Origin of the sequence: Enterobacter sp. Ap-1006 (assembly GCF_011752835.1) — a bacterium.
Taxonomy (GTDB): domain Bacteria; phylum Pseudomonadota; class Gammaproteobacteria; order Enterobacterales; family Enterobacteriaceae; genus Cedecea.
Genome location: NZ_VWWU01000001.1, coordinates 597,217 through 610,582 on the forward strand (window position 1 = coordinate 597,217; position 13,366 = coordinate 610,582).

The following is a 13,366-nucleotide window of genomic DNA, read 5'->3' on the forward strand; positions in this document are numbered from 1 at the left end:
GGACACATAAATTTCTTTTTTCAAAATCAGTGTTTTTTTCTGAGTGAGGTTAATGACCTGGACAATATTTATTATCGATGGATGAAAAGTGAGCATCTGGCGGTGGGCGTTGCATAAAAATAAGCCTGCGCAAGGGAGATTGCGCAGGCCAAGGAGGTGGTTCCTGGTACAGCTAGCATTTATGGGTTATGTTTTTCAGCTTGCGGATAATAACGTTATCTTGTGTAACCGTATGTGATCGGTTTCTAAGAATGGCTTTAGCGCGAAAAATAACCCTAATTCACTAGTTTGCGTGCGGTTTACGGGTTGTCTGACCAGAGAGATTGCGCATTAGCAGAGCATAATCCAGCGCTATCTCCTGAGGTACAGGCATCCATACGGTATGACCATCGCCCGGAGCCACGTCTATCGGCTGGGATTTGCCATTTTCCAGCATTTCCAGCGTAAAGGTGATATTCCCCTGTGGGGTCATCATTTCAAGGCTGTCGCCCAGCAGGAATTTGTTTTTAACCGCCACCGCCGCCAGGTCACCCCGGCGTTCGCCGGTAAACTCGCCCACAAACTGCTGGCTCTCGGAAATGGAGTGCCCGTACTCGTAATTCTGATGGCTGTCGTGGGTATGTCGACGCAGGAAACCTTCGGTATAGCCACGGTGGGCCAGGCCTTCCAGCGTTTGCAGCAGCGTAGGGTCGAACGGCTTGCCCGCTGCGGCATCGTCAATGGCGCGACGATACACCTGCGCGGTACGTGCGCAGTAGTAGTAGGACTTAGTACGGCCTTCGATTTTCAGCGAGTGCACGCCCATTTTGGTCAGGCGCTCCACGTGCTCAATGGCGCGCAGATCTTTCGAGTTCATGATGTAGGTGCCGTGTTCGTCTTCGAAAGCGGTCATGTATTCGCCTGGACGTTTGGCTTCTTCCACCATAAACACTTTGTCCGTTGGCGCACCGACGCCCAGCGTAGGCTCAACGTTTTGCACCGGAATCGGCTCGTGCACGTGGACGATATTGCCGATGTCGTCTTCTTTGCCTTCCTGAACCTTATATTCCCAGCGGCAGGCGTTGGTGCAGGTTCCCTGGTTAGGATCTCGCTTGTTGATATAGCCGGAGAGCAGGCAGCGGCCTGAATACGCCATGCACAGCGCGCCGTGGACGAAGATCTCCAGCTCCATTTCTGGAACCTGTTCGCGAATTTCGGCGATTTCTTCCAGCGACAGCTCGCGGGAAAGAATCACGCGCGTCAGCCCCATTTGCTTCCAGAACTTCACTGTTGCCCAGTTAACGGCGTTAGCCTGCACGGAGAGGTGAACGTCAATTTCCGGGAACGCCTCGCGCACCATCATGATTAACCCTGGATCGGACATGATCAGCGCATCCGGGCCCATGTCGATAACCGGCTTAAGGTCGCGAATAAAGGTTTTGAGCTTGGCGTTATGCGGGGCAATGTTCACCACCACGTAGAATTTTTTACCCAGCGCGTGGGCTTCGTTGATCCCGAGCTGGAGATTTTCGTGGTTGAATTCGTTATTGCGCACGCGTAGCGAATAGCGCGGCTGGCCAGCGTAGACGGCGTCTGCGCCGTAGGCGAAAGCGTAACGCATGTTTTTCAGCGTTCCCGCCGGGGAGAGGAGTTCCGGTTTAAACATGAAGTTCTCGTTCTGATATCAGGTCAGAACCGCTCCACCTTGTGAAGCGGCTAAAGTCGAGTGGATTACCACAATTTAAGGGCGGGAATTGTAGCGCCGTGAAGCCGGGGAGTAAACCGTCTTGCGGATTCAGGCGATGAGCGGGATACCGACAAAAAGGAGCGACGCGAAGGCAATATTCTCCGTGTACTCTTTCAGCGCTTCGGTATTTTCTTTGAAATGCGCGATGAACTTGTCGAGCGCGGCGGCTTCATCCGTCGCCAGTATCTCGAAGCCAATTTTTTTAAATCCATCAGCGGTCAACTGTTTTTTCTCTTCCACACCAAGAGATGCCTTCGGGTAGATATTGAAAGCAATATCCCGGCTATAGAAAACATACTTTTCCACGACAATCTCCTTGCAGGGAAGACGCCGGTAAATGTTGACCGGCCTGCGTTCTATCGTAGAGTTTTTTGGGTTCTCTGAGCAGTCTACTAAAAGTAGTAGTCCCGGATATGAGTTTAAATTACTCGGCCGGCGTCCGCCTCCCAGCGATAACCCACCCCGTAAACGGCGCGAATAAACGACTGATCGGTATCCAGCGCCTCAAGCTTGCGGCGCAGGTTTTTTATGTGACTGTCGATGGTGCGGTCGGTGACCACGCGGTAGTCGTCATACAGATGGTTCAGCAGCATCTCGCGGGAGAACACCTTCCCCGGCTCGTGGGACAGGGTTTTTAGCAGGCGGAACTCGGCGGGGGTGAGATCCAGCAATTTACCGCGCCAGATAGCCTGGAAACGGCCTTCATCAATCACCAGCGGGCTTTCTTCCGACCCGGCGGAAATGGCAAGCTGACGTTTGCAGCGGCGGAGGATTGTTTTCACGCGGGCGACGACTTCGCGCGGGCTGTAAGGCTTGCAAATATAGTCGTCAGCGCCAATTTCCAGCCCCAGCAGACGGTCAATTTCTTCTATTTTGGCGGTCACCATGACGATGGGGACTTCGGAGAAACGTCGAATCTCTTTGCACAGCGTCAGGCCGTCTGTGCCGGGCAGCATCAAATCCAGCAGAATGAGATCCGGCGGCGTGTGGCGAACATACGGCAGCACCTGGTCGCCGTGGTTCAGCAGAGTAGGGGCATAGCTTGCCGCGCGGAGGTAGTCGATGAGCAACTGCCCAAGCTTAGGTTCATCTTCTACGATCAAAATACGGGGCGTACTGTCGTCAATCGGTAGCTCGGTCATAGTGTCCTCGACGTTTCTGTTTCCAGAGGAAGTTCAACGGTAATACTAACGCCGCCAAAGCGTGAATGGGAGGCGGTTAGCGTTCCGCCATGGGCGGTCACAATATTCTGGCAGATAGACAGGCCCAGCCCTGAACCGCCGCTGGCGCGGTTGCGGGAACCTTCCGCGCGGTAGAAACGGTCAAAAAGCTGGCCTAGCTGTTCGTCCGAGACGCCGGGTTCGCTGTCGTCAAAGCTCATCACAAACTGCTGATTCACAATTTTACCGCCGATCACCAGTTGCCCACCGTTGTCGGTGTAGCGGAGGCTGTTTTCCAGAAGATTGTTGAACAGCTGCATCAGGCGGTCTCCGTCCCCGAAAATAGTCGCGGTTTCCGGTAGCGCAAGGCGTATTGTCAGCCCGCGTGACTCAAAACGGGATCGAAATGCCCCGGCAACCACTTCCAGCAGCGCAATGATATCCAGCGATTTTTTCTGGTAGGCCAGCGCGCCTTCATCGGACATGGAAAGCTGGTGCAGGTCGTCAACGAGCTTGGTCAGGGTGGCGACTTCCATCTGCAGTGACGTGACGGACTCCGGCGTAAACTGACGCACGCCGTCCTGAATTGCCTCTAGCTCACCGCGCAAAACGGCAAGCGGGGTGCGCAGCTCGTGAGAAATATCCGCCATGTAAGCCCGGCGCATTTTATGGTTTTTTTCCAGGGTGCTGGCAAGCTGGTTAAAGTCCTGTGCCAGCCGCCCCAGCTCATCCTGGCTGCCGACCGCGACCCGGGTGGAAAAATCTCCGGCGGCCAGCTTGTGCGTACCTTCAACCAGGCGTTTCACCGGGGCCAGAAGGCCACGGGCAAGCAGGAAGGTGGCCGCTGCCGCCAGCAAACTGGACAGGGCGACGATGATCCAACTTGTACGTCGCTGCTGGCGATCGAAGTTAATGTCGGTATTGCGGGTCAGACGCTCAATGGGGGAGGCGATCACCCAGCCAACGTCCTGACCATTGACGTTAATCGGTTTGCGCATCCCGTCTGGAGGGAGCTTCTCGCGCGGGCCAACCAGAACCTGATAGTTTTGATCGACCACCCAAAACTTAGTGCGCCAGCCCTGCGGCGGCATGCCGTGAGCTTCATCCCCTTCGCGCTCAAACGAACGTAAAATCTGAAACACAAACCTGTCGTTGTGCCGCAGGAAGCGCCAGTTGCCGTGCAGCGCATACTGTTCGCCCAGGGCATCACTTAGCATCTCAATGCGCTGAGTATTGCCGCGTTTGATGTAGTCGATAAAGCCGCGCTCAAAGCTTAACCTCACGCCCCAGTGCATGATGGCCAGCACCAGCAGGCAGGTGGAGAATATGGCGAGGAATAATTTCCCGGTGATCCCGGAGCGGTAAAGTTTCATGTTTCGCTCCTTTTACGGCGGCTGATTACCGTGTTTTCTGAACGGTCATTTGGGACGCGGGCAAACAGCAATGCCGGAAGGGCAATGACCAGCGCCATGCAGAAATAGGTGTACATAAAGATGCTGTGAGCCTGTTCCCCACCGGCCGGAAGCTGCTGGTGGCCAAACATGCCCAGCAGCAGGCCCGCGACGGTCACGCCGATACTCATGGAAAGCTGCATGACCATTGAGAGCATGCTGTTGCCGCCGCTGGCGAGGTCATCCGGCAGATCTTTTAGCGTCAGCGTATTCATGGAAGAGAAGCGCATGGAGTTGACCATGCCCTGTACAAACAGGACGACCGGCAGCAGCCAGAACCAGCCCATCAGGGCCGTACCCATAAACATCAGCGTGATCAGCGCCAGGCCGAGCGTGGCGACGACCAGCACGTTGCGGTAGCCGAAGCGGTTGACGACCTGCACAACGATACGCTTCATGCCCATGCTGCCAAGCACCATTGGGACCATCATCAGCCCGGCATGGAATGGCGAGAAACCCATACCAATCTGCAGAAACACCGGCGTCATAAACGGCAACATGCCGCTGCCGATGCGTCCACACAGGCTGCCCAGCAGGCCAAGCGAAAAGGTTTTCGTGTTGAACAGATTGAGATTGAACAGCGCGTTTTCGTTGTCGCGGGCATGCCACAGGTAAAGCAGAATGGCGATAACCCCGCCGAGGATCAGCAACCCGAGCGTTTCACTGGAAATGCCCAGTCCTTTTTGTCCGTCCAGCGCAATGGTCAGCGCCGCCATCCCAAACGCCAGCAGCAGGAAGCCGGAAATATCAAAGCGTCGGGTTTGCATGGTGTAGTTGGGCATCAGCCACAGGGTAGCGATGGCCCCGACAATGCCGACAGGAATGTTTATCAGGAAAATCCAGTGCCAGGAGGCGTACTCCACCAGCACGCCGCCCAGCGCAGGGCCAAGCAGGGGGCCTACCTGGCCTGGGATAGTCACGAAAGTCATCGCCGCCATATATTGCGCCCGCGGCACGATTTTCATCACCGTGAGGCGCCCCACCGGTACCATCATGGCCCCGCCAATGCCCTGCACGACGCGGGCGAGAACAAGCTCGTTGAGCGTAGAGGCATTGGAGCAAAACAGGGACCCGAGGGTAAAAAGAATTATCGCCGTGAAGAAGATATTGCGAACGCCCACTCTGTCCGCCAGCCAGCCGCTTGCCGGGAGCATGACCGCAACCGTTAACACGTAGGCCACCACCACCGAGTGCATATGCAGCGGGCTTACGCCCAGACTATGCGCCATCGAGGGAAGCGCGGTGTTCACAATCGTGGTGTCCAGCGCCTGCATAAAGAAGCCAAAAGCGACAATCCATAACTGCCAGCGAACGGCGGTGGGCAAATCAGTCATACGGACAGAGCCTTACTTTCACGGGGTTTGCGGCTAAAGCGCAATCTCAGTCGGTCAAAGAACAGGTAAACCACCGGCGTGGTGTAAAGCGTCAACAGCTGGCTCATCACCAGCCCGCCTACGATGGTGATCCCCAGCGGCTGACGAAGTTCTGCGCCATCCCCGCTGGTTAGCACCAGCGGTAGCGCGCCAAACAGCGCGGCCAGCGTGGTCATCATAATAGGGCGGAAGCGCAGCAGGCAGGCCTGGAAAATCGCCTCTTCTGGCGTTAAATCGCCCTTACGCTGCGCCTCTATTGCGAAGTCCACCATCATAATGGCGTTCTTTTTCACGATACCTATCAGCAGCATGATACCGATTAGCGCAATCAGGCTGAAGGGGGCGCCGAAAAGTTCCAGCGCCAGCAGCGCCCCGACGCCCGCAGAAGGCAGCGTCGAGAGGATGGTCAGCGGGTGAACGTAGCTTTCGTACAATATACCCAGCACGATATACACCGTGGCAATGGCTGCCAGAATCAGAATCACCTGCGAGTTCATCGTCTGCTGGAACACCTGTGCCGTCCCGGCGTAGTTGCCGCGCACGGTGGTCGGTACGCCCAGCGAGGTCATGGTTCTGTCGATGGCGTCGCTGGCTTCAGAAAGCGATATCCCGTCAGGCAGGTTGAACGAGATGGTTGATGCGGCGGACAACCCCTGATGGTTAACCGACAGCGGGGCGTTCGCTGGCTGCCATTTGGCAAAGTAGGAGAGGGGGATCGACTTCCCTTCGCTGTTAATCACAAACATCTGGTTGAGCGAGCTGATGTCCTGGGTGTAGCGCGGGTCGACCTCCATGACCACCTTATACTGGTTCAACGGCTGGTAGATGGTGGAAATCTGGCGCTGACCAAAGGCGTTGTTGAGCAAATTGTTGGCATCCGAGACGTTGATCCCTAGCCGCGACATGGTTTCACGGTCGTAAATCAGGTCCATTTCCGAGCCGTTATCCTGCTGGTCGGAGTTAACGTCAGCCAGTTCCGGCAGCGCCGCCAGCGCTTTACGGATTTTCGGCTCCCACTCTCGCAGGGCGCTTAACTCATCGGAAAGCAGCGTGTACTGGTAGCTGGCGTTCGCCTGACGGCCACCAACGCGAATATCCTGCACCGCCATTAAATAGAGGTTGGCGCCGGGCTCTTTTGCAAGCTTGCCGCGCAGTCGGTCAATCACCTGTTGGGCGGTTTCCTGGCGTTCGCTCAATGGCTTAAGTGAGATAAACATCATGCCGCTGTTAACCCGAGAGCCGCCGGTAAAGCCGGTGACGTTATCCACCGCCGGATCTTCACGAATGATCTTCATAAAGTCCTGCAGCTTACCGCGCATGGCCTGGAAAGAGATGCTCTGATCGGCCTGAATATTGCCCATCAGCCTGCCCGTGTCCTGCTCCGGGAAGAAGGTTTTCGGGATAGCGATGTAGAGCCAGACGCTCAGGGCTATCGTACCCAGAAGTACCACACCCACCAGCCGCGTATGATTTAGCACCCATTTCAACGAGCGCGCGTAGCCGCCCTGCATGGCAATCAGCAGGCGACCAAATCCACGGTTTTTGTTTCTCTTTTCAGGAGGTCGGTTTTTCAGGAGCCAGCCACACATCATTGGCGTGAGCGTGAGCGACACCACCAGCGAAATCCCGATAGCGACCGAAAGCGTAACCGCAAACTCGCGGAATAAGCGCCCCGGCAGCCCGCCCATCAGCAGCAGCGGCAGGAATACCGCCACCAGCGACAGACTCATGGAAAGTACGGTAAAGCCCACTTCCCGCACGCCCTGGAGCGCCGCTTGCATGGGCTTCACGCCCGCTTCCAAATGACGGGAAATATTTTCCAGTACCACGATGGCGTCATCGACCACAAAACCTGTGGCGATGGTCAGCGCCATCAGCGACAGGTTATTGAGGCTGAAGCCGCACAGATACATGGCGGCAAAAGTCCCGATCAGCGACACCGGTACGGCCACCGCCGGAATAAAGGTCGCGCGCCCTGAGCGAAGGAACAGAAATACCACCAGAATCACCAGCGACACGGAGATCACCAGCGATTGTTCTACTTCGGCCAGCGAGGCGCGGATGGTCGGTGACCGGTCCTGTGCCACCTGAAGGTCGATAGAAGCCGGAATGGTTTCTCGTAGTTCGGGTATTTTGGCGCGGATGCGGTCCACGGTTTCGATGATGTTCGCTTCCTGCGACTTGCGAATCATCAGCAAAATGGCTGGTTTGGCGTTGGTCATCCCGGCGTTACGCACGTCCTGTACGCTGTCGGTGACGTTGGCGACATCCTGAAGCCGCACGGCCGAACCGTTATTGTAATGCACGATAAGCGGCATATAGTTTGCCGCTTTTTTTAGCTCGTCGTTGGTCTGAATTTGCCAGCGGCTTGTACTGTCTTCTACCGAACCAAGGGGACGGCGAACGTTGGCATTGCTTATTGCAGTCCGGACGGCATCCAGCGACACGCCCTGGTTAAACAGCGCCTGAGGGTTGAGGTCCACGCGCACCGCGGGCAGAGAGCTTCCGCCGACGTCCACGTCGCCCACGCCGTCGATTTGTGAGACGGTTTGCGCGAGCTGCGTGGAGGCAAAATCATACAGCTCACCCTGCGATAGTGTGTCCGACGTGAGCGTCAGGATCATGATCGGCGCATCGGACGGGTTGGCCTTGCGGTAAGTTGGCCGCCCCGGCATCCCGCTTGGCAGCAGGCTTTGGGCAGCGTTGATCGCCGCCTGCACGTCCCGCGCGGCACCGTTGATGTCACGGTCGAAATTAAATTCCAGAATGATGCGGGTGCTGCCCAGCGAACTGGACGAGGTCATTTCGTTGACCCCGGCAATGCGGCTCAGGGAACGCTCCAGCGGCGTGGCCACGGACGACGCCATGGTTTCCGGCGACGCGCCCGGCAGCGAGGCGCTGACCATGATCACCGGAAAATCGACCTGCGGCAGCGGGGCAACCGGCAGCAGGCGGAAGCCCAGCACGCCGCACAGCGTAATGGCGACGGTCAATAAAATCGTCGCCACCGGGCGGTAAATGAAGAGGGCAAAAAACTTCACTTACGCCTCCTCATGCTGTCGGCCGAAACGACGGCGCGTGTAGTGCGACAGGCGGTCGAACAGCAGGTAAATCACCGGCGTGGTAAACAGCGTCAGCACCTGGCTGAGCAGCAGGCCGCCCACCATGCCAATACCCAGCGGGCGGCGAAGTTCTGCGCCAACGCCGGTTGAAAGCATCAGCGGGAGTGCACCCAGCAGCGCGGCGAGCGTGGTCATCAGAATCGGACGGAAACGCAGCAGACAGGCCTGGTAAATCGCTTCGTACGGGGCCATACCCTGTTCACGCTCGGCGGCCAGCGCAAAGTCGATCATCATGATCGCGTTCTTCTTCACGATACCAATGAGCAGAATGATGCCGATAATAGCGATAACGTCCAGTTCGGCCCCCGCCAGCATCAATGCAAGCAGCGCGCCAACGCCCGCCGTGGGCAGCGTCGACAGGATAGTGATCGGGTGGATAAAGCTTTCATACAGCACGCCAAGCACGATGTACATCGCCACGACCGAAGCAATAATCAGCCAGATGGTGCTGCCCAGCGCCGCCTGGAAGGCGAGGGTGCTGCCCTGGAACTGCGTCGTGATATCGGACGGCATCGCCAGCTCTTTTTCCGCCGAGGTGATGGCGTTCACCGCGTCGCCCAGCGATTGCCCTTCCGGCACGTTAAAGGAGAACGTGGTGGACGGGAACTGGTCGAGGTGATTGATCGACAGCGGGGCAAAGCGCTGCTCCACCTTCGCAATCGCGCTTAATGGAATGCTGCCGCCGGTACTGCTGGTGAGGCGAATGTTGTCGAGCGCGCTCAGCCCTGGCGTGGTGCTAGTGTCATGTTCGAGTACCACGCGATACTGGTTGGCCTGGGTGTAAATGGTTGAAATAAGGCGCTGGCCGAAGGCGTTATACAGGGCGCTGGTCACTGATGACATGTTGATGCCGAGGCGGCTGGCGCTGTCGCGGTCAACGTTGACGTAGGCCATCAGCCCCTGATCCTGCCAGTCACTGCTGATATCCGCGAGCTGAGGCAGCGTTTTAAGCTTATCTTCCAGCTGCGGCACCCAGGTGCTCAGTTCGTCCAGCGAGGTCGCCTGCAGGGTGAACTGGTACTGGGTGCGGCTCACCGTGGTGTCGATAGTCAGATCCTGGATCGGCTGCAGATAAAGCTGCACGCCCGGGACGCTGGCGACATTCTGCTGCAGTCTATCAATCACCGTCGGGATGCGGTCATCACGGTCGCTGAGCGGCTTAAGGTTAATTTGCAGGCGGGCGCTGTTTAACGAAGGGTTGGTGCCGTCTACGCCGACAAACGACGTCAGGCTTTCCACCGCCGGATCTTTCAGTATCACGTCCGCGACCTGCTGCTGGCGCTGGGCCATGCTGGCGAAGGAGACCGACTGCGGAGCCTGCAGCGTGCCCTGGATAATGCCGTTATCCTGAATCGGGAAGAAGCCTTTGGGGATAAAGATCCACAGCACAATGGTCAACGCCAGCGTGCCAAAAGCAACGCTCAGCGTCAGCCACGGATGATTCAGCACTTTGCTAAGCACGCGACCATAGGCGGCAATGATGTTATCAAACATCTTCTCGCTGGCGCGGGAGAAACGATTCTGCTTACGCAATGATTCGTGGCTCAGCATTCTGGCGCACATCATCGGGGTAAGCGTCAGCGAAACCACGGCGGAGATTAAAATAGAAATTGCCAGCGTCACGGCAAACTCGCGGAACAGACGGCCCACGATATCACCCATGAACAGCAGGGGAATGAGCACCGCAATCAGCGAGAAGGTCAGGGAAATAATGGTAAAGCCGATTTCCCCGGCACCTTTTAGCGCGGCGGCCAGCGGCTTCTCGCCTTTTTCGATGTAGCGAGAAATGTTCTCTATCACCACGATGGCATCATCCACCACGAACCCGGTGGCGATGGTCAGCGCCATCAGCGTCAGGTTATTGATGGAGAAATCAAGGAATACCATCACCGCAAATGTGCCGACCAGCGACAGCGGCACGGCGACGGCAGGAATGATAGTGGCCGGCACGTTGCGCAGGAACAGGTAAATGATCATCACCACCAGCGCAATGGCCAGCATCAGCTCGTGCTGGGTGTCGGTCACGGAGGCGCGAATGTTGGTGGTACGGTCGCTGAGCAGTTTTACTTCAACCGACTTCGGCAAGCTTTGGGTCAGCGTCGGCAGCATCTGGCGGATGCTGTCTGCCGTCTCAATGATGTTGGCCCCAGGCTGGCGCTGGACGTTCATCACGATGGCCTGCTGCTTGTTCGCCCAGGCACCGAGCCAGCTGTTCTCTGCCCCTTGCTCAACGGTGGCAATATCCCCGAGGCGGATTGGCGCGCCGTTCTGATAAGCGATGATTAAATCCCGGTATTCCTGGGCCGACTTCATCTGGTCGTTGGCGGAGAGTGTGACGGCGCGCTCCGGGCCGTCAAGGCTGCCTTTGGCGGAGTTGACGTTGGCATTGGTGATAGCGGTGCGAATGGTTTCGCTGGTCAGGCCGAGTGCGGCAATCGCCGGAGCGTTCAATTTAACGCGAACGGCGGGGCGCTGGCCGCCCGCCAGCGTGACCAAACCGACGCCAGAAACCTGGGAGATTTTCTGGGCTACGCGGGTTTCCACCATATCTTCCACCTGCGTCATCGGCAGGGCGGTTGAGGTCACGGCAAGCGTCATGATAGGCGGATCCGCCGGGTTGACCTTGCTGTAAACCGGCGGGTTTGGCAGGTCAGTGGGCAGGAGGTTGGTTGCGGCGTTGATGGCCGCCTGCACTTCCTGTTCGGCAACGTCAAGCGCCAGCGTCAGCTGAAACTGAAGGGTGATAACCGACGCCCCTCCGGCGCTTTGCGATGACATTTGTTTCAGGCCAGACATCTGCCCAAACTGGCGTTCGAGCGGGGCAGTGATCGCCGAAGTAATGACATCCGGGCTGGCGCCGGGATAGAGCGTGACCACCTGAATGGTAGGGTAGTCCACCTCCGGTAGTGCTGATACCGGGAGAAAACGATAGCCAATAATCCCCGCCAGCAGAATTGCCACCATCAAGAGAGTAGTGGCAACCGGACGGAGAATAAACAGACGGGAAGGGCCGCCAGTGGAGCCTGGAGGTAACACCTGCATCAGGAGCGTGCTCCGTTGTGTTTGTGGCCGGATTTCGTCTGCGCGGTAGGTTTGACGTTATCGTCGGCCGCGCTGTGCGGTTCGACAACCTCAACCTGTGCGCCTTCCGTCAGGCGGTCAATACCGTCTGTCACCACGCGATCGCCTGCGGAAACGCCGGCGGTAATCACGACTTTCTGACTGTCCTGAATCCCCGGCGTGACCAGGTGTTTACTGACTTTATTATCGCCGTTCAGTACCCAGACGAAGTGGCCTTCGTTGCCCATTTGCAACGCACCGGCTGGGATCACCACGGCATTTTGCTGGGTGTCCACCAGCATACGGGCGTTCACAAACTGATTTGGGAACAGCGCGTCATCCAGATTATCAAAGCGGGCTTTCAGCTTGATGGTGCCGGTGGTGGTATCGATTTGGTTATCAAGGCTCAGCAGTTTACCACTGCTGAGTTTTACGCTGTTGGTGCGGTCCCAGGCTTCAACGCTCAGCGTTTCGCCGGCTTTCTGCGCTTTAATCACCGTGGCTATGTCGTTTTCCGGCAGGGTGAACACCAGGTCAATCGGGTGTGTTTGCGTCAGGACGACAATACCGTTGGTGTCGCCGGTGGAAATCTGGTTGCCAATATCGACCTGCTTCAGGCCAACTCGGCCGTCGATAGGCGCGGTGACGCGGCTCCAGTTAAGCTGCAGCTGAGCGCTGGCAACGCTGGCTTCATCGGCTTTAACCGTGCCGAGCGTGGATTCCACAAGCGACAGCTGAGTATCGAGGTCCTGGCGGGAGACTAAGTTGGTTTTTACCAGCTGTTGGTAGCGGGCGAGGTCGCGGCGAGCATTTGCCAGGGTGGCCTGATCTTTAGCCAACTGCCCCTGGGCCTGAGCCAGCGCGACTTTGAACTGGCTCGGGTCAATTTCTGCCAGCAAATCACCGGCTTTTACCTGCTGGCCTTCCTGGAAATGAATGGCCAGAAGTTGCCCGTCAACGCGGCTGCGTACCGTCACGGTATTGGCCGCGGTGATAGTGCCCAAGCCGGTTAAGTAATGCGGCACAGCTTCACTGGTTGCCGTTGCGGCCTGAACCGGGGCCAGCGCACCACCGCGCATTCCGCGTCGGCCGCCCTGGGCGGATGTCTGGCCTGATTTAGCCTGGGGCTGAGTCCCCGAAGATGTATTGTGGCTGCGCCAGAACCAGACGGTGGCAATCACCACCAGAATAAAGGCTGTAATCCACAACCAGCGAGAAGTCTGCGTGCCTTTCATAGATGACGTGTTCTCTTCCTGAAACGATTTTAGGCGTAATGTTACTAGTTTAGTAACGGATAGCCCCGCAATGATGGAGGAAATATGAAGTACTGTCAGATTAGCAACATATAGTAAGTAAGTGATGTTTTCGTGGCCAAATAAAACTGTTTTTCCCAAAACGTTTTCCGAGGTGTCACGCAAGTTTCAGTCCCAGGAGTAGTCATATCACGAAGCGAGAAATAAGCTGTGGTTTATAT

8 protein-coding genes are annotated in these 13,366 nt (G+C 57.0%); all 8 read right to left on the reverse strand.

All coding sequences use genetic code 11. The features are described 5' to 3' along the window. Nucleotides 1-283: 283 nt before the first annotated feature. The 8 genes from trhP to F3J28_RS02780 all read right to left on the reverse strand — a co-directional run bounded on the left by trhP (nt 284) and on the right by F3J28_RS02780 (nt 13,127). Nucleotides 284-1,645 (reverse strand): prephenate-dependent tRNA uridine(34) hydroxylase TrhP, encoded by a 1,362-nt coding sequence (trhP, locus tag F3J28_RS02745; protein WP_166872486.1) that lies wholly within the window; start codon nt 1,643-1,645, stop codon nt 284-286. Nucleotides 1,646-1,774: 129 nt separating this feature from the next. After that, nucleotides 1,775-2,032: a hypothetical protein gene (locus F3J28_RS02750; protein WP_166872489.1), complete on the reverse strand. Its 258-nt coding sequence runs from the start codon at nt 2,030-2,032 to the stop codon at nt 1,775-1,777. A 113-nt stretch (nt 2,033-2,145) separates the two neighbouring features. After that, nucleotides 2,146-2,868 (reverse strand): envelope stress response regulator BaeR, encoded by a 723-nt coding sequence (gene baeR / locus F3J28_RS02755; RefSeq protein ID WP_008455132.1) that lies wholly within the window; start codon nt 2,866-2,868, stop codon nt 2,146-2,148. Further along, on the reverse strand, nt 2,865-4,259 hold the full coding sequence (gene baeS / locus F3J28_RS02760; RefSeq protein WP_166872492.1) for an envelope stress sensor histidine kinase BaeS: 1,395 nt from the start codon (nt 4,257-4,259) through the stop codon (nt 2,865-2,867). The genes baeR and baeS overlap by 4 nt, the downstream gene beginning before the upstream one ends. Continuing rightward, on the reverse strand, nt 4,256-5,671 hold the full coding sequence (locus tag F3J28_RS02765; protein WP_166872495.1) for an MFS transporter: 1,416 nt from the start codon (nt 5,669-5,671) through the stop codon (nt 4,256-4,258). Before F3J28_RS02765 ends, baeS begins: the two co-directional genes overlap by 4 nt. Further along, nucleotides 5,668-8,751 (reverse strand): multidrug efflux RND transporter permease subunit MdtC, encoded by a 3,084-nt coding sequence (gene mdtC, locus F3J28_RS02770; protein WP_166872498.1) that lies wholly within the window; start codon nt 8,749-8,751, stop codon nt 5,668-5,670. Before mdtC ends, F3J28_RS02765 begins: the two co-directional genes overlap by 4 nt. Continuing rightward, on the reverse strand, nt 8,752-11,874 hold the full coding sequence (locus tag F3J28_RS02775) for an MdtB/MuxB family multidrug efflux RND transporter permease subunit (RefSeq protein WP_166872502.1): 3,123 nt from the start codon (nt 11,872-11,874) through the stop codon (nt 8,752-8,754). It abuts the gene before it with no gap. Then, nucleotides 11,874-13,127: an MdtA/MuxA family multidrug efflux RND transporter periplasmic adaptor subunit gene (locus tag F3J28_RS02780; protein ID WP_166872504.1), complete on the reverse strand. Its 1,254-nt coding sequence runs from the start codon at nt 13,125-13,127 to the stop codon at nt 11,874-11,876. Before F3J28_RS02780 ends, F3J28_RS02775 begins: the two co-directional genes overlap by 1 nt. Nucleotides 13,128-13,366: the final 239 nt, after the last annotated feature.